General features: G+C 71.1%; 14 protein-coding genes. 10 read left to right on the top strand and 4 right to left on the bottom strand.

From position 1 onward, the window contains the following. Positions 1-44: 44 nt before the first annotated feature. The 4 genes from KO717_RS19200 to KO717_RS19185 all read right to left on the bottom strand — a co-directional run bounded on the left by KO717_RS19200 (position 45) and on the right by KO717_RS19185 (position 3,694). A complete protein-coding gene (locus KO717_RS19200; protein ID WP_301369277.1) occupies positions 45-1,928 on the bottom strand; it encodes an AfsR/SARP family transcriptional regulator in 1,884 nt (627 codons plus the stop codon). 81 nt (positions 1,929-2,009) lie between these two features. Then, positions 2,010-3,020, bottom strand: coding sequence for a ParB/RepB/Spo0J family partition protein (locus KO717_RS19195; protein ID WP_301369276.1), 1,011 nt, complete (start codon positions 3,018-3,020; stop codon positions 2,010-2,012). Further along, positions 3,017-3,226 (bottom strand): hypothetical protein, encoded by a 210-nt coding sequence (locus KO717_RS19190; RefSeq protein WP_301369275.1) that lies wholly within the window; start codon positions 3,224-3,226, stop codon positions 3,017-3,019. The genes KO717_RS19195 and KO717_RS19190 overlap by 4 nt, the downstream gene beginning before the upstream one ends. A gap of 171 nt (positions 3,227-3,397) precedes the next feature. Beyond that, complete coding sequence (locus tag KO717_RS19185; RefSeq protein ID WP_301369274.1) at positions 3,398-3,694, bottom strand: hypothetical protein; 297 nt, start codon at positions 3,692-3,694, stop codon at positions 3,398-3,400. Positions 3,695-3,882: 188 nt separating this feature from the next. On the opposite strand from KO717_RS19185, the gene KO717_RS19180 reads away from it, so the two are divergent. The 10 genes from KO717_RS19180 (at position 3,883) to KO717_RS19135 (ending at position 17,921) form a co-directional block, all read left to right on the top strand. Continuing rightward, a complete protein-coding gene (locus KO717_RS19180) occupies positions 3,883-4,881 on the top strand; it encodes a helix-turn-helix transcriptional regulator (RefSeq protein ID WP_301369273.1) in 999 nt (332 codons plus the stop codon). Between the two features lie 156 nt (positions 4,882-5,037). Then, on the top strand, positions 5,038-6,084 hold the full coding sequence (gene sbnA, locus KO717_RS19175; RefSeq protein ID WP_301369272.1) for a 2,3-diaminopropionate biosynthesis protein SbnA: 1,047 nt from the start codon (positions 5,038-5,040) through the stop codon (positions 6,082-6,084). Continuing rightward, entirely contained in the window at positions 6,072-7,091 is a 1,020-nt protein-coding gene (sbnB, locus tag KO717_RS19170; protein ID WP_301369271.1) for a 2,3-diaminopropionate biosynthesis protein SbnB, read from the top strand. The genes sbnA and sbnB overlap by 13 nt, the downstream gene beginning before the upstream one ends. Positions 7,092-7,093: 2 nt before the next feature. Beyond that, positions 7,094-7,315 (top strand): MbtH family protein, encoded by a 222-nt coding sequence (locus KO717_RS19165; protein ID WP_301369269.1) that lies wholly within the window; start codon positions 7,094-7,096, stop codon positions 7,313-7,315. Further along, positions 7,312-8,058 (top strand): thioesterase II family protein, encoded by a 747-nt coding sequence (locus KO717_RS19160; protein WP_301369267.1) that lies wholly within the window; start codon positions 7,312-7,314, stop codon positions 8,056-8,058. The genes KO717_RS19165 and KO717_RS19160 overlap by 4 nt, the downstream gene beginning before the upstream one ends. A gap of 37 nt (positions 8,059-8,095) precedes the next feature. Continuing rightward, complete coding sequence (locus KO717_RS19155) at positions 8,096-13,057, top strand: non-ribosomal peptide synthetase (protein WP_301369266.1); 4,962 nt, start codon at positions 8,096-8,098, stop codon at positions 13,055-13,057. A 74-nt stretch (positions 13,058-13,131) separates the two neighbouring features. Continuing rightward, entirely contained in the window at positions 13,132-14,394 is a 1,263-nt protein-coding gene (locus tag KO717_RS19150; protein ID WP_301369265.1) for an ATP-grasp domain-containing protein, read from the top strand. A 43-nt stretch (positions 14,395-14,437) separates the two neighbouring features. Next, positions 14,438-15,427: an AurF N-oxygenase family protein gene (locus KO717_RS19145; protein WP_301369264.1), complete on the top strand. Its 990-nt coding sequence runs from the start codon at positions 14,438-14,440 to the stop codon at positions 15,425-15,427. 92 nt (positions 15,428-15,519) lie between these two features. Next, positions 15,520-16,683 carry an MFS transporter gene (locus tag KO717_RS19140; protein WP_301369263.1) on the top strand — a complete coding sequence of 388 codons (1,164 nt, stop codon included), beginning with the start codon at positions 15,520-15,522 and terminating at the stop codon, positions 16,681-16,683. Then, entirely contained in the window at positions 16,680-17,921 is a 1,242-nt protein-coding gene (locus tag KO717_RS19135) for an ATP-grasp domain-containing protein (RefSeq protein ID WP_301369262.1), read from the top strand. The genes KO717_RS19140 and KO717_RS19135 overlap by 4 nt, the downstream gene beginning before the upstream one ends. The last annotated feature ends 59 nt before the right edge of the window (positions 17,922-17,980 follow it).

Raw genomic sequence — 17,980 nt, 5'->3', positions numbered from 1 at the left:
GGGCGTGGGGCGGGCGGGTCGGCCGGAGTGGGCGGCGGGGCCGTTCAGGCCGCCGCGGGGGGCGCCAGTGCGCGGTCCGGGCGTACGGCACGGCTTCCCCAGGAGATGCGGTGTTCCCGCGGTGCCTGCCCGGAGTAGTCGCACGCGTAGGAGAACCGCCCGTCCGGCGAGGGCGTGGAGGCGCTCAGGAGGTACAGCTCCACGAGCTCTTCGAGCAGCGCTTCGGCGTGGTGCTCGTCGGTGCCGAGGAGTACGGCCGCGGTTGCCGGGGTGATGCGCGCCGGGTCCCCGTGGGCGGCCAGCGTGTGGAATGCCGCCCGGACCTCGGCGGGCACGGCGGCCAGTGTGCGGTCGAGGCCGGCCCGGGTGCCCAGCGGGTCCTCACGGGCGTAGGAGGACTCGGTGATCCAGGTGATCGCCTGACGGGCGGTCCAGTGCGGGCGCAGCCGGAGTTTCGACGTCACGGCGAAGAGTGCGCCGGGCAGTCCCCGGCAGAGCTCGGCCAGAGAGCGGACCCCCTCCGGGTCCATGGTGATCCGGTGTTCCGGGACGGCGGTCAGCAGGACCTCCAGGCAGTCGTCGAGCGGAAGCCTGTCGAGGGTGATGTGCTCGGTGGCCGAGGGGACGAACAGCCGCCGCCGGCCGCTGACCAGTGCTCCGCATCCCGTGCCGGACGGCAGGAGCACGGAGAGGTCCTCCGCCCGGGTCACGTCGTCCAGCACGACGAGGACCCGGCGGTCGGCGGTCCACGTGCGGTAGAGCAGGCCGAGATCGGTGACGTCGAGTTCGAGCTGTTCCCCGGTCGCTCCGAGGCCGCGCAGGAAGGAGCGGAGGATCTCCGCGTGACCGACCGGCCGGTCGTCCTCGTCGAGGAGCCGGGCGAACAGCTGCCCGTCGGGGTAGTGGTCCCTGACCTGCTGGGCGGCGTGGAGGCAGAGCTCGGTCTTGCCCGACGAAGGTCCGCCGCCCACGACGACGAGGGACCTTTCCGCTGTCGCCGGCTGGGGAGTCAGCGCGCCGGCCATGCGGACCAGCGGGCCCGTCCGGCCGGTCAGCCGGCCCTGCAGGGCGGGCACATGGCAGGGTGCCTGGACGGTGGGGGCGCAGACGGCCGCGACCGCACGCGGCGGGTGGGGCGACGACAGCAGGGAGTCGTCCGAGTTGAGGATGGCCGTGTGCAGGGCCTGCAGTTCGGGTGAGGGATCGAGTCCGAGTTCATCGGCGATCGAGGTGCGCGCACGGTGGAACACCCGCAGCGCGTCCGCCCGTCGGTCCGTTCGGTACAGCGCCGTCATCAGGCTGCGCTGTACCCCCTCGTTGGTGGGTTCGAGTGCCGCCAGGGACGTGAGCTCCCCCAGGAGCTCGTGGTGGCGGCCGAGATGGAGATCCGCCTCGATGCGCAGGTTCTTGGCACTGCTGTACAGCTCGGCCAGGCGCAGCGCCTCGGCCTCCAGGATGGCGCCCTTGCGCACGTCCACCAGGGCCGAATCGCGCCACAGTTCCATGGCCGCGGCCGCCGAGTCGCGGGCGCGCTGGTGGTCGCCCGCCTGGAATTCCCTGCGCCCGCGGGAAACGAGGGGCTCGAAGAGGAACGCATCCACGCGATCGGCGGCGAGCGTCAGCTGGTACCCGCCGTCGATCGTGCTCAGGGACGGCGTCTCGGCGTTCGTGCGGGAGCCGCCGCGCCGCGGGCTGCCGAGCTCGAACTTCTTCCTGATCTGATAGATGTACGTCTGCAGCGCCGTGCTGGCGCTGACGGGCGGATTGTCTTCCCACAGTTCGTCGACGAGTTGATGCGACCGCACCACCCTGTTCGCGTTCAGTGTCAGGACGGCCAGGATCTGACGCATTTTCTGGGCTGCAGGTGCGGTGTTGACGGAGCTTTCTCCGGCATAGATCTCGAACGACCCCAGAAGATTGACTCGCATTGCATCTCCATCCCCGCACACGTGCAGGTACTCGGGTTGGACTCTTGGCGGTCCGCTACGGCTGCGACCGGGGTGTCCGGATCACCGTGCGACCTCGTTGGCGAGGAGCTGCCAGCTCTGCGCGTAGGCCCGCGCGAGCTGGGCCACGGCGGTCTTGCAGTGCGCGGGCAGACTGGCCGCGATCTCTGCCCTGTTCAGAGCGACGGCGGCACCGGAATCCAGGAGACGCAGTACGGAGCGCCCTGATTCGGTGAAGCGCAGCGAGGGATCACCGCGCAGCAGCCGGTGGATTTCGCCCAGGTCCGACGGCTGTCCCCGGCCGGCGGCGGGTGCGCCGCGGCCGATGCCGGCCCCGGTTGCCCGCGAGGCCCCCGAGGCCTGTGCGGCCCGCGAGCCCTCCGGGGGGACGGTCGTGCCGTCCTCGCGCGCCAGGTGGTCCCTTACCTTCGCGACGGTGGCCGGAGAGATCCCGGCCTCCTTCGCGATCTCACGCAGTGAGGCCTGCGGATTGCTCCTGATGAGCGAGGCCGCCAGCTCCCGGCCCCGCGAGGGGTCCAGGGGCCTTGCGCGGCCGTCACGTCCCACGCGCACGGCGCCGGGTCCGGGCGTGCCGAGAAGCCTGCGGCGCAGGGCGGCCGTCCTGCCGGCGGAGAGGCCCGCGACCGCTGCCACCGACCGGTCCGACCAGGTGGGGTGTGCGGCGAGGATGCGCTCGGCCGCTGCGGTGCGTTCCGCCAGGGACAGGGGAAGGCCGTGGGTCACGTTCAGGGCCACGGCCAGGAGCCGGCCCTCTTCCGTACTGCCGCGGAAGAAGCGGACGGGGATGGTGGCCCGGCCCCGCATCTCGGCCGCCCGGACCCGGTGGATCCCGTCGATGACCACCATCGACGGGTGGTGGACCAGAACCGGTGGAAGCCGGTCGCCGGCTTCCAGGAGCGTGCGTGCGTGTTCCGGACTCTCCGTCCTGGAACGGGGAGAGCCGCTGATCTTCAGTGCTTTCACCGGAACGCTCTCCACCGGCAGCCGGGGCAGCTCGTCCCGCAGTGCGAGCAGGTGCTCCGCGGCCGTTCTCCCCCGGGGTGGGACCGTCACTGCCAGCCCGCGTCGTACCGGAACGTCTGCTGACCGGAAGCGGCCACCGTGCGGGGGGTGGGCGACTGCCAGCCCGCGTCGTCCGCCAGGCTCTGGACCCGGTGCGACGCCGGCTGTGCGGGGCCCACCCCGGCCACGCCCAGGGCCATCGTCAGCACAGCAGCGACCGCGACACCGAAACCTGCGACCCGACGAACCGTCATCATCTTTCTGTTCCCCCTCGTACCACGTTCTCCGGGGCTCCGATCGGCCCCGACACCGAATATGGCCGGTACACAAGGGGGGAGTGAAGGGTTCCGGGGAGGGGCAGAGCGGTCATGTCCGCATGTGGACAGGAAGACGGCTGCTCGCACGGTACGAATCGGCCCGGACGGGGATCATCCGACGCTGTCCGGTGCCAGGGACACCGACGCCCGCAGCAGGGACCACTCGCCCAGCCACGGCCGTTCGCCCACGGCTCTCCACCAGGCCACACGTGCCGCGGACTCGGCGAGCTCGGGCGCCGCCGACCTGAGGTAGACGCCGATGACCGGACCGGGTCCGTCCGTCGGGTGCACGGTGACGTGCAGGATCTCCGGGGCCCGCGCGGCGGCCCGGGTGACGAGTGCCGCCACGTCCATGGGCAGCGCCGTACCGGCCGGGTGGGGCGCCAGGTAGACGTGAACGAGGTACAAAACTTTACCTACCGTAAGAAAGTGGACATTCGCGGCGCGCGTGCCACGACGTTCCTTGCCGCAAGGACCCCTGGCGCGGTGGAGCCGCACGTAATCCCCATCACTGCTCGGACCTGGGCCTTCATGTAATCTCCGGGGTTACCTATCGGTTTGCATTCAGGGAATCGGACATCCAGGGGGGAGTCCCATTGCTTTCTGGACTGGGCATCGATTCGGTCGCGGAGGTCGTGTACCGGACCATGCTGTCCCGCCCGGAGGGAGGCGTCGCCGATTGGGCGGACTCCCTCGGACTGCCGGCCGACGCGGTGCGTGATGCGCTCGACCGGTTGAGCCGGCTCGCGCTCGTCCGACGCTCGACAGAGGACCACACCCAGGTACGTCCGGTAAACCCCCTCCTCGGTCTGGAAGCCCTGCTTGCCCAGCAACAGGCCGAATTGGCCGCGCATCAGCAGCGCGTCGAGGCGAGCCGCGCGGTGGTCGCGGAGACGATGGCCCAGTTCGCCCATCAGTACGCTCCGGGAGCCGGGGCGGGATTCCACTACGTGGCGGGCGTCGACGCCATCAGGGAACAGATAGAGATTCTCACGACGCAAGTACAGGAAGAATTCCTGACGTTCGCCCCCGGGGGGCCGCAGACGCCGGAGAACATGGTCGCGTCACGGCCTCTCAACCTGCGGTTGCTCGAACAGGGAATCCGCATGCGCACCGTCTATCTCGACAGCATCCGGCGCGATGCGCCCACCGTCGCCCATGCCGAATGGCTGGTCGCCCACGGGGGCATGATCCGTACTGCTCCCTCCCTGCCCAACCGTCTCATTCTCGTCGACCAGCGCATCGCCCTCATCGCGACCGACAGCCAGAACACCGGAGCAGGCGCGGTGATGGTGGAGAACGCGGGCACCATCACGCTGATATCGGCGCTCTTCGAGTCCGTATGGCAGTCGGCACAGCCCCTGGGCGTGAGTCCGGAGCGGGCTCCGGAGGACCTGACCTCGCACCAGGCCGAAGTGCTGCGCCTGATGGCGCGCGGGCTCACCGATGACGCGATCGCCCACCAGCTCGGGGTCTCGGCCCGGACCGTGCGCAGGACCGTGTCGGGCCTGCTCACCCAGCTGGAGGCCCGCAGCCGCTTCCAGGCGGGCGTCGAGGCCGTACGCCGCGGCCACTTGGACAGCGCCGCGGAGTGACGTGCCCGCCAGGCCCGTTCAACTGCCCGCGAGGTGCGGTTGAACGGGGCGGCGGAACCGCCGCGGCCACCCCGGGCCGGCATCAGCACAGCCCCGGCAGATCGTGCTTGAGTCGCGCTTGAGCCCGTCCGGAATTCGGCGTGCCAGAGTCGGATCATGGTTCAAAGACATGCCGACAAGGCGCTGGTCGAGCGAATCAGGCAGCTCCGCAACGGCCTGGCGGGGACCCCGCTGATTCCTCTCGAAGATGACGAACTGAATATTGTTGCCAAGCTGGAATTCTGTAATCCGACCGGCAGCACCAAGGATCGTTCGGCACTTTGGATCCTGGAGCAGGCGATCGTCCGTGGAGAGATCCTCCACGGCACCACTGTCGTGGAATCCTCGTCCGGAAACTTCGCCCTGGCGCTGGCCTTCTACTGCCGCCTGCTGGGTATTCCGTTCGTCCCGGTCATCGACCCCAACTGCAACGCGGGCACGGAAGAGCACCTGCGCACCCTGTGCACGCGTGTCGAGCGAGTGGTCGACCTGGACGCCACGGGCGGGTACCTGAAGACCCGTCTGGCCCGGGTCCAGGACCTGCTGACCGAACTTCCCCATGCCTACTGGCCCAACCAGTACGCGAACCCGGACGCGCTCGAAGCGCACTACCGCTTCACCGCCGGAGAGCTGGTCAAGGACGCCGGCGTGATCGACTACCTGTTCGTCGGCGTGGGCACCGGTGGCACCATCGCGGGGGTCTCGCGCAGGGTCAAGGAAGAGTTCCCGCAGTGCGTCGTGGTGGCCGTGGACACCGAAGGATCGGTGATCTTCGGCGGACCGCCCAGGAAGCGCAGGATCCCGGGCATCGGGTCCAGCATCGTGCCGCCGCTGTGCGAGCAGGCCCTGATCGACGACGTCGAGATCGTCTCCGAGGTCCGGGCCGCCGAGAGCTGCCACGAACTGCTCGCCCGGTACGGGCTGTTCGCCGGCGGATCGACCGGCAGCATCTACGCCGCGATCCGGAGCTACTTCGCACGGAACCGGCCCGTCGGGCGCCGCCCCACCGTGGCCTTCCTCGCCGCGGACCGCGGGCACGCCTACCTCAAGACCGTTTACGACCACGACTGGATCCAGCGACTGCGCGCGGAGGATGCACTGCACTCCGCCCTCGCACAGGACCGGCCGCGCACCGAAGGAGAACAGCTCACATGCACGCCATGACCCCGCCGACCATGACGGTGATCGACGCGGCCTCCGTCGCCGCGGAGGTCGAGGGCAGCCGCCCGGAGATCCTGGAGGTGGTCCGCGCCGCCTATCTGACGCACGACGCCGGCCAGAGCTCCAACCCGCACAGCTCCTTCCTGCGGTTCCCGCATCAGAGCCGCTCGCGCGTCATCTCCCTGCCGGCCTACCTCGGTGGCGAGTTCGACGTCGCGGGCAACAAGTGGATCGCCAGCTTCCCCGACAACACCAAGCACGGGATCCCCCGCGCCTCCGCCACGCTGATCCTCAACGACTGCGCCAACGGGTTCCCGTTCGCCTGCATGGAGTCCTCGATCATCTCCGCCACCCGGACCGCGGCCTCCGCGGTACTCGGCGCCGAGGCACTGCTCGGTGGACGGCGGGCCCGCCGGGTCGGCGTCGTCGGCACCGGCCTGATCGCCCAGCACGTGTGGAAGTTCCTGCGGGACCTGGACTGGGAGATCGGCGCCTTCCGGCTCTTCGACCTCGACCGGGACGCCGCCGAGCGCTACGGCCGGGTCCTGAAGGCGGACTCCACCGCCGAGGTGGAGATCGCCGAGCGCGTCGAGGACGCGTTCACCGACTGCGACCTGGTCGTGCTCACCACCGTCGCGGGCGAGCCACACCTGCACGATCCGCAGCTCGTGGCGCACGGACCGGTGGTGCTCCACCTCTCGCTGCGCGACCTGGCTCCCGAGGTGGTCCTCGCCGCGCAGAACTTCACCGACGACGTGGACCACGCCGTGCGCGAGCGCACCTCGCTGCACCTGACCGAGCAGCTGACCGGCAACCGCGACTTCATCGACGGAACCATCGGCGATCTGCTGGGCGGGCGAGCCGCCAGGGAGCCCGGACGCCCCGCGGTCTTCGCCCCGTTCGGCCTCGGCGTACTGGACCTCGCCGTCGGCAAGTGGGTGCACGACCGGGTCGTCGCAGCCGGCAAGGGCTACCGCGCGGCCGGCTTCTTCGACGGTGTGGAGGCCTGATCATGAGCAGCCAGGAAGAGCGCTACGTGACCGTCGTCAACCACGAGGAGCAGTACTCGATCTGGTTCGCCGATCGCGACCTGCCCGCCGGCTGGACGGCGGTGGGCGCCGAGGGCACCAAGCAGGAGTGCCTCGCCCACATCGAAGAGGTGTGGACCGACCTGACGCCGCGCTCCGTACGCGTCGCTCCGTCCGCGCCCGAGGCACAGGTCCCGGCGCGATGAGCACCGACACCGACACCGCGCCGCTGTGGCTGCGCGGCCTGGGCAGCCGGGAGGGGACGGCGGACCGCCGCCTGTTCGTGTTCCCCCATGCCGGCGCCGGCGCCTCCTCGTACCAGCTGGCCGGGCACTTCCCGGACAGCGTCGAGGTCTGCTCCGTACAGCTGCCGGGCCGGGAGAACCGGTTCGCCGAGCCGTGCCTGCTCTCCGTGGACGCCGTGGTGGACGAGCTGGCGCCGCTGATCGCAGGGCGCTCGGAGCTGCCCTTCGCCTTCTTCGGGCACAGCATGGGCGCACAGCTCGCCTTCGCGGTGGCCCACCGGCTGCGCGACACGGGCGCGCGGCTGCCCGCCCGGCTGTTCCTGTCCGCGATGCGCGCACCGCAGGTACCGGACCGGGACCAGTTGCACGCTCTGCCGGACGCCGACCTGCTGGAGCGGCTCGGGCGTGCGGAACTGGCCGGCCTCGATCCCGAGCTGCAGGAGCTGCTGCTCCCCATGATGCGCGCGGATCTGACCGTGAGCGAGACGTACGCGCCGTCGTACGAGGTGCCGCTGCCCTGCCCGTTCACCGTGCTCGGCGGCTCCGGGGACGAGACCGTCCGCGCCGCGGAGCTGGCCGCCTGGCGCGATCACACCACGGGCGGATTCGACCTGCGGATGTTCCCCGGCGATCACCTCTACGTGCGCGGCGCGGAGGGCCTGCTGGCGGAGTCGATCGCGCACACCGCCCCCGCCTGGAGTTGACAGACGTCCCCCTCTGGGGTTGAGAAAGGATCAGTTCATGGCGCCGACCACCTTGGTCGCACTGTGGGAGCAGCGGGTCGCGACGGCCCCTGACTCGGTTGCCGTCATCGCGGGTTCGGACCGCGCCACCTACGCCGAAGTCGACCGGCGGGCCGCCGTGCTCGCCGCCGAGCTGCACGCACGCGGCATCGGTCCGGAGTCGCTGGTCGGCGTGTGCCTGGGCCGGTCCGTCGACATGGTGGTGGCGCTGCTCGGCATCCTGAAGTCGGGCGCCGCGTACCTGCCGCTGGACCCCGGCTACCCGGCCGACCGGCTGCGGTACATGCGGGAGGACTCCGGCGCGGCCCTCGTGCTGTGCGACGCCCTTCACCACGCGCAGGCCCGCTCGGCCGTGGCGGACGCCGCCGCAGCCGTGGAACTCCTGCTGGTCGAGGACGTCACGGCGGCCGGCCGCGCGCACGCCCCGGCGCCCCCCGGCGACGCGCTGCGCCCGCACCACCTGGCGTACGCCATCTACACCTCCGGATCCACCGGGCTGCCGAAGGGCGTGGGCATCGCCCACGCGGCGATCAGTTCCTTCCTGACGAGCGTGGCCGAGCGTCCCGGGCTCACCGCCGGGGACCGCGTCCTCGCGCTGACCCCGCTCTCGTTCGACATCTCGACGCTCGAACTCTTCCTGCCCCTGACGCTCGGCGCGACCGTGGTCATGGCACCGCAGGCCGCCAACACCGACCCGGAGCTGCTGGCCGCCACCATCGAGGACGCGCAGGTGACGGTCGTCCAGGCGACGCCGACCACGTGGCGCATGCTCGTGGCGTCCGGCTGGACGGGCGGCCGGGGGCGCGTGCTCCTCTCGGGCGGCGAGGCACTGGATCAGCAGCTCGCCGCGGACCTGCTCGCCACCGGCGGCACGGTGTGGAACCTGTACGGCCCGACCGAGGCCACCGTCTGGGCCACCGCGGCCCGCATCGACACGGCGGAGCGCCGGGTCACGGTCGGCGTGCCGCTGTCCAACACCCGGGTCCATGTGGTCGACGAGCAGGGTGCGGAGGTCGCGCAGGGCGTCACCGGCGAGCTGTGGATCGGGGGTGAGGGGGTGGCCCGCGGCTACCTGAACCGTCCGGCGCTGACCGCGGAGCGCTTCGTCCCGGACCCGTTCGGCGGGGACGGGGAGCGCCTGTACCGCACCGGTGACCTCGCCCGGTGGACCGCCGAGGGCGACCTGGAGGTGCTCGGCAGGAACGATCACCAGGTCAAGGTGCGCGGCCATCGCATCGAGATCGGCGAGATCGAGGCGGCCGTACGCAGCCACCCGCTCGTCACGGACGCCGTGGTCACCGTCGACCACGAGGCCGCGGGCGGCGCCCAGCTGGTGGCGTACGCGGTCGGTGCGGGGACCGCCCCGCACGACCTGCCGGCCCGGATCCGCGATCACCTCTCCCGGAGCCTGCCGGCCTACATGGTGCCGCAGGGGTACGCCGTGCTGGAGGCCCTGCCCCGGACCCCCGCGGGCAAGGCCGACCGCAACGCCCTCGCCGGTACCGGGTACGAGCGGGTCCGCTCGGTGGGACCCGTGGCCGAGGACGGCCCCCTGCGACCGGAGACCGCCGCCATCTGCCGGGTGTGGGGCGAGGTGCTCGGGCTCACCGACGTCTCCCCGCATGACGACTTCTTCGGCCTGGGCGGGCAGTCCCTCACCGCCGTCCGCGCGGTCGTCCGGCTGCGCGAGGTGCTCGCCGTACCGGTCGACACGCGGACGGTGTTCGCCCACCCGACGCCGGCCGGGCTCGCCGCGGCCCTCGGCACGCTGCCCGCGGCGCACGAGGAGCCGATCCGCCCGGCCACCCGGGCCGGACTCTCCTTCGGCCAGGAACGCATCTGGATCTTCGAGCAGCTCAACAGCGGGGTTCCCGCCTACCACCTGCCGCTCGTCCTGGCCTTCCCGGACGGACGCGCCGCCGTGCCGGCCCTCCAGGAGGCCCTGTCGTCCCTCGTCCGCCGGCACGAGGTGCTGCGCACCACGCTGCGGGAGGTGGACGGCCTGGCCGAGCCGCAGGTACAGCCCGCCGCCCCCGTGCACATCACCCGCATCGAGACCTCCGAGGAGGCGCTGGACGCACTGCTCACCGAGCGGATCCGCATCCCCTTCGCGCTCGACGAGGCACCGCTGCTCCGCGCGGACCTGCTGCACACCCCGCAGCGCGACCTGCTGCTGCTCACCCTCCACCACATCGCCTCCGACGGCACCTCGCTCGACCTGGTCGTGCGGGAACTGGGCACGCACTACGCGGACCTGTGCGCCGGGCGGCAGCCCGCCGAGCCGGCCCCGCCCGTGCAGTACGCCGACTTCGCCCAGTGGCAGCGCGAGCGGCTGGACGACGAGGAGCTGGAGCGGCTGCTGGGCTACTGGCGCGAGCAGCTGGCCGGTGTCCCCGCACTGGAGCTGCCGACCGACCGGCCGCGCCCGGCGATCGCCGGGCACCACGGACGGCGCGAGCTGTTCCGCGTCCCCGCCCGCCTGGCCGACCGGGTGCGCGCCCTGTGCAAGGCCGAAGGCATCACGCTGTTCATGGGGCTGCTCGCGCCGCTCCAGGTGCTGCTCGGCCGGTACGCCGACGCGACGGACGTGGCCGTCGGCACGCTGATCGGCGGCCGGCAGCGGGCGGAAACCGCGGACGCCGTCGGCTACTTCGTAAACACGGCGGTGCTGCGCACGGACCTCTCGGGCGACCCGTCCTGGCGCGAGCTCCTCGGCCGGGTCCGCGAGGTCGCGAAGGAGGCGTACGCACACCAGGAGCTGCCGTTCGAGAAGCTGGTCGAGCAGCTCTGCCCGCAGCGCGACCTCAGCCGCAACCCGCTCTTCCAGGTGCTGTTCGCCCTGGACGAGGAGGCCCCCGCCGGCGTCCTCACCGAGGTGTACGACCGCAAGGAACTCGAAGGACGGCTCGGTTCGGCACGGTTCGACCTGGCGTTCGACGTCACCGACCACGCCGCGCAGGGCGGCGACCTCTCGGTGTCGATCGAGTACGCCACCGCCCTGTTCGACCACGCGTTCGTCCAGCGGCTGGGCGCCCACTTCGTACGGGTCCTGGAGCAGATGGTGGGCGACAGCGCGGCCCGGCTGTCCCGGCTGGAGATCCTGGACCCGCGGGAGCTGCGCAGCCTCTCCCGCGGGGAGCTGGCCGTGCCGCTGCCCGAGCCGAGCACCCTGGTACGGATGTGGGACGCCCAGGTGCACGCGACCCCGGACGGGGTGTGCCTCGTGGGCGACGGCGAGTCCCTCACCTTCACCGAGACGGACCGCCGGGCCGCCGCGCTGGCGCGGGTCCTGCGGGCCAAGGGGGTGGGACCGGAGCGTCTGGTGGGTGTCTGCCTGGAACGCTCGGTGGAGATGGTGGTCGCTCTGCTCGCCGTGCTGAAGGCCGGCGGTGCCTACGTTCCGCTCGACCCCGGCTATCCGGCCGACCGGATCCAGCACCTGCTGGACGACTCGGGCGTACGCCTGGTGATCGCGGACCCCGGGCACGGCTCGGCAGCCCTGCTGCCCGGCTCGGTGACGCTCGTCCCCGTCACGGAGGGGGCGGATCTGCCGGCGGAGCACGGCGACCTCGACGGGCCGCAGGCCGAGCCGCAGCACCTCGCGTACGTGATCTACACGTCCGGCTCGACGGGCAAGCCGAAGGGTGTCGCCATCACCCACGCCAACATCACCGCGTTCCTCGAATGGAACCAGCGGGTGTGCCGTCTCACCGGGCAGGACCGCGCCCTGCTGAACCACTCGGTGGCCTTCGACAACTCGGTGTGGGAGATCTTCCAGTGCCTGGTGTCCGGCGCGCAGCTGCACCTCGCGAGCTCCACGGCGGCCTACGACCCGCAGGCCTTCCTGCGGGAGCTGTCCGAGCGCGGGATCACCACCCTCAACGCGACGCCTTCGCAGATGAGGATCCTGCTGGAGGCGGCCGACGACGTCGCCGAGGGGCTCGCGTCCGTGCGGCTGCTCTTCACCGGTGCGGAGGCCGTGCCGCACGACGTCGCGCGCCGCATCCTGGCCGTGACCGCGGAGGGCTGTGAGGTCTTCAACGAGTACGGCCCCACCGAGGCGACCGTCACCTCCGCGTACTGCCCCATCACCGAGGACCTGCTCGGGCGGCACGCGCACCGCCCGAGCGTCCCGTTCGGCCGGGCCACCGACAACGCACGTCTCTACGTGCTGGACCCGCAGCTGCGGCCGGTGGTGCCGGGATGCCGGGGACAGCTGTTCGTCGGCGGGATCGCCGTGGGCCGCGGCTACCTGGGGCAGCCCGCCAGGACGGCACAGGCCTACCTGCCCGACCCGTTCGCGGAGGAGACGGGCGCCCGGATGTACGCCACGGGAGACGTGGTGCAGCTGCTGCCCGACGGGAACCTGGTCTTCCTGGGCCGTAACGACCACCAGGTCAAGGTGCGCGGGTTCCGCATCGAGCTCGGCGAGATCGAGTCGGTGCTGCGCACGCATCCGGCGGTCGCCGACTGCGCGGTGGCCGTACGCCGTACGACGACGGGGGTCGAGCAGCTGGCGGCCTACGTCATCCCGGAGGACGCCGCGCCGGCGGACCCCGCGCCCGTGCAGGCCGACCTGCGGGCGCACCTGGCGGAACAGCTGCCGTCCTACATGGTTCCGCAGAGCTACACGGCCATCGGTGCGATCCCGCTCACCCCGAACGGCAAGGTCGACCGGGACGCCTTGCCGGCTCCGCAGCCGACGGCCGCCGAGCCGGTGACCGCCCAGGACCTCACCAAGGCGCAGCTGCTCGTGGCCGAGGTGTGGCAGGAGACCCTCGGGATCGAGACCTCCCTCGGTGCGGACGCCGACTTCTTCGAGGTCGGCGGCAACTCGCTGGCCGTCACCAGGGTCGCGGCGCGGCTGGGCGAGCGGCTCGGACGCCGGGTCTCTCCGGTCCTGGTCTTCCGGCACCCGACCGTGGCGGAACTCGCCGAGGCCCTGGAGGAGGCTCCGTGACCGGCAACGGCGCATCGCACGACCGACACCGCAGCAGCTTGACCGACCTCCCGGTCGCAAGCAGAGAGGCAAGCGTGAACAACACCGGCAAGAGCGTCGTCGTGCTAGTCGACGCGTACCCCTCCAGCTTCGCGCTGGCCAAGGCGTTCATGGACGAGGGCTGCGACGTCGTACGCGTGCAGTCCACCGTGGACGTACCGAAGTGCTACCAGGGCGATTTCGACACCTCGGCCTTCAGCGCCGACATCGTCCACCGGGGTGTGCCGGCCGATACCGCCGCGGCGGTCGCCGAGCACCGGCCCGTGGCCGTCATCGCCGCCGGTGAGTACGGCGTCGAGCTGGCCGACGAACTCAGCGAGGAGCTCGGCCTGCCCACCAACGGGCGCCGGCTCTCGCCCGCCCGGCGGGACAAGTTCGTCATGATCGAGACGATCAGGGCGGCGGGGCTGCGCGCGGCGCGGCAACTGCTCGTCGAGGACGAGCGCTCCCTGACCGACTGGCACCGCGAAGTCGGCGGCCGGGTCGTGGTGAAGCCCCTGCGCAGCGCCGCCAACGACGGCGTGGCCATCTGCGACACCCCCGAGGAGTCGGCGGCCGCGCTGCGCGGCATCCTGGGCCGCACGACGGTCTTCTCGGAGACCAACACGGCGGCCGTGGTCCAGGAGTACCTGGTCGGCGGCGAGTACGTCGTGGACACGGTGAGCCGGGACGGCCGGCACCGGGTCACGGACGTCTGGAAGTACAGCAAGATGTCCGTCCCCGGCGTCCGTGACCGGATCACCGGCGGACACCTCGTCCCCGGGGACTCCCCGGTCCGCCAGGCCCTCGTCGACTACGCGTCCGACGTGCTGGACGCGCTCGGGATCCTGCACGGTCCGGCGCACCTGGAGATCATCGTGACCGCCGACGGGCCGTGCCTCGTCGAGGTGGGGGCCCGCATGGCCGGCGCGAACACCCCCTACTACGCCGAGCTGGGCGCCGGGGAGTCGCAGATCGGCTGGACGGTGGAGGCCTACCTCCGCCCCGAGCGCTTCCTCGCCGAGTACCGGCGCCCGTACCGGTTCGAGCGGCACGTGTCCGTGTCCTGGCCGACCGCGCCGCAGGAAGGCAGGCTCGTCCGCTATCCCCTGCTCGACGTGGTCAAGGGCATGGAGAGCTTCAACAACGTGGAGACGTTCATCCGGCCGGGCGAGGTCATCGTGCGCACCGTCGACGACTCCACCAAGACCATCGCCGTCGGTTTCGCGCACTCCTCGGCGGAGGTCGTCGAACGCGACTTCCACGCGCTCTGCTACCTGGACGGGCCGGGCTTCTACGACGTGGAGCAGACCGCGTGACACAGGTCCGACCGATCGACAGCCGTACACGACAGAGGCGTGCATGAACAGCAACGTATTGACGGAAATACCCGGGTTCCCGCCCTTCGATCCCACGCACCCGGTGGAGAACGCGGTCATCACGCGCCTGGCCGGCAACTGGCACCGCCGCGCGACGGTGAAGCGCAAGGAACCCGAGCTGGAGGACCTGTTCGAGGTCGGCCGGCCCGACTACCCGGAACACCTGGTCCCGTTCACCGGCCACCCGGTGTGGGAGGCGCTGGACCCCGAGGTCCGCAGCCGGATCCTGAGCTGGGCCTGGCTGGGCTACAACAAGCACACGGTCCTGGCGGAGCAGCGCGTGGTCAACCCGGCCTTCGCCTACGTCATCGAGGGAGAGTTCCCCTCGCTCGGGGGGCCCGCGCTCGAAACCTCGCTCGCCCAGGCCATGGTGGACGAGCAGTACCACACGCTGATGCACCTCAACGCGAGCACGATCACCCGGCAGAAGCGGAAGATCACCGTCCCTGACACGGTGCTCCCGGCCCCGCACCTGGTCCAGCGGCTCGCCGAGCTGCGGGACGGCTGCAGCGAGTCCTGGGAGAAGAAGCTCACCACGCTCGCGTTCGCGACGGTGTCGGAGACCTCGATCAGCGCCTATCTGCACCTGCTGTCGAACGACCCGGACATCCAGGTCATCAACTCGACGACGGTGCAGCTGCACAACCGCGACGAGATCTGCCACGCGTCCATCACCGGAGAACTCGCGAAGACCGTCTACGACTTCCTCTCCAGGGACCAGCAGAGGTTCTTCGTCGACACCCTGATCACGGGCCTCGAAGCGTTCGTCGCCAACGACTACGGGACCTGGCACCGGATTCTCACGATGCACGGGGTGCCCCGCGTCGACGAGATGATCGCCGAGGTCCAGCACGACGCGCAGCGCAAGAACCTCGTGCGCGACTTCAGCGGCCTGCGCTCGCTCCTTTCCGATATGGACCTGCTCGGTGACGTCGACTGGAACTGGGAGGACGGGAACCAGGACGGGAACTAGGCCGTTTCATCCCGTTCACCGTCGACGCGAGAGGCGTATTCGTGTTTTCCACTTATCGGCGGCTGTTTTCCGAACCAGGAATCCGGCCCCTCATGGTCATCGGCCTGCTGGCGAAAATGCCGGGCCTCGGTATCTCCTCGGTCCTCATCCTGCACGTGGTGGGGAACATGGACCTCGGATTCGGCGCGGGCAGCCTGGTGGCCGCGTTCTGGACGGCCGGCGGCGGCCTCGGCGCCCCGCTGCAGGGGCGCGGTCTCGACCGCTACGGACTGCGCAGGGTCTTCGGCCTTCTCGTGCTCGCCCAGGCCCTGTTCTGGGGCACGGCGCACTTCCTGCCGTACCCGGCCCTGCTCGCCGCGGCGTTCCTCGGGGGCCTGACCACCCTTCCGGCCTTCACCGTGATCCGGCTCGCTCTGGCCAACATGGTCACCGAGGAGAACCGTCACACCGCCTACGCGGTCGAGGCCATCACCACCGACATCGCCTACATGGCAGGCCCGTCGATGGGCATCCTGCTCGCCTCGATGGCCTCGCCCACGGTGGCGTTCACCGTGATGGGCGCGATGCTCCTGGTGGTCGGGGCGGCCTATCTGCTGCTCGACCCGCCTCTGAAGCAGGCCCGCCCGGCCGGGGGACCGAGGCCCGGACTGCGCAGCTGGCTCACCGGGCGCATGGTGTGCGCGCTCAGCATCACCGTCGCCACCTCGGTCGCCGTTATCGGATTCGAGGTCGCGGCCATCGGCACCCTCCAGCGGTCCGACCAGCTCGCGTGGAGCTGGCTGCTGCTGGTGCTCGCGGGCATCGCCTCCGTGCTGGGCGGCTTCCTCTACGGAGCCATGCGCACACCGCCTTCCGTGTTCGTGGTGGGCGCGGGGCTCGGCCTGCTGTGCATGCCGATCGGCCTCGCGACCGAGTGGTACTGGCTGTGCCTGATCGCCGTTCCCGCCAACCTGCTGGTGGCCCCCGCGCTGTCGGCGAGCGCCAGTGCCGTGAGCCGGCTCGCGCCGGACGACAGCAAGGGCGTGGCCATGGGGTCCTACGCCAGCGCGCTCCTGGTCGGCAACGTGATCGGGTCGCCGCTGGCCGGCACGGCCCTGGAGCTCGGCGGACCCGGCACCTCCTTCGCCGTCTTCGGCGCGGTCGCCGCGGCGATCGCGGGCCTGGCCTACCTCTGTGACCTGCGCTTGCGGAGCAAGCAGAACGACCTGTCCGCCGGACGGGCCGGACAACTGGAGACCTCGGGAGCCCCGCAGTGAAGATCGCGATCGTCGACGGCTACTCGACCGGCAGCCTGCTGGTGAAGAAGCTGATCGAACGGGGCGTGGAGTGCCTCCACGTCCGGAGCCAGGAAGTGCCGCCCGCACGCCTGCTCCCCTCGTTCGTGCCGGAGTACTACACGGCCGATCTCGGCCACTTCCCCGACCTGGCCGATGCCGTGCGCGCGCTGAAGGAGGCGGGGGTCGACCGCGTGGTCGCGGGGACCGAGTGCGGGGTGGTGCTCGCCGACACGCTGTCCCACGAGCTCGGCCTGCCCGGCAACGCGTTCGACGGGGTCGAGGCCAGGCGCGACAAGTACGCGATGGCCGGCCGCCTCGCGGCCGCGGGTCTCGCCGCACCGGTGGGGTTCAGCACCACCGACCCGGACGCGGCCGTGGCATGGTTCCACGAGGCGGGCACCACCGTCGTGGTCAAGCCCGCCGCCAGTGCCGGCACGGACAACGTGCACATCTGCTCCACCGCGGACGAGGTGCGCTCCGCGTGCGCGGCCGTCATGCGCAGCAACGACTACTTCGGCAACCCCAACCCGTCCGCGGTGGTGCAGAAGTTCCTCGTCGGTACCGAGTACATCGTCAACACGGTGGCCGTGGACGGCGTGCAGAAGGTCTCCGACGTCTGGCTCTCGATGAAGACCGACGGCCCCGCGGGTGCGCCTCTGTACGACTACCAGCAGCCCCTGCCGATGACCGCCCCGCACGTCGCGGAGCTGGTCGACTACGTGGTGTCCGCCGTCACCGCGCTCGGGATCACGAACGGCGCCGCGCACAGCGAGGTCATGCTGACGGCGGACGGCCCGGTCCTCATCGAGACCGGGGCGCGGCTCATGGGCGCCATGCTGCCCGATGTGATCGAACGGCACTCGGGCACCTCCCACGTCGACCTCCTCGCCGTGGCCCTCACCGACCCGCAGGCGTTCCGCGCCTTCCAGGACCAGGAGGTGCGCTGGAACGGCTACGTCCGCAACATCTGGCTGATCAACCGGGGTGCCGGCACCTCGGCGGCCTGGCACGACCGCTTCCGCGCACTGCCCACCTTCGACCGGCTGGTCACGGGTGTCCGTGAGGGCACCTTGATGCGGGCGACCGTCGACATGGCGACCTCGCCCGGTTTCGTCTCCCTCACGGCAGGTACGGAGGCCGAGCTCGACCGGGACCAGGCGGTGATCCGGTCCATGGAATCCGCCGGAATGTATGCCGGGGGTCCGATTTCCCCGTGAAGAGCGGAAGACCGCCGTTACTCCCGATGCCGTCCGAGCCCGCCCGCTCGGACGGCATC

It is taken from the genome of Streptomyces xanthophaeus (assembly GCF_030440515.1).
In the GTDB taxonomy this organism is placed as follows: domain Bacteria; phylum Actinomycetota; class Actinomycetes; order Streptomycetales; family Streptomycetaceae; genus Streptomyces; species Streptomyces kutzneri.
The sequence above is the reverse complement of the archived record's forward strand: the minus strand, read 5'-3'. Positions and strand labels throughout refer to the sequence as shown.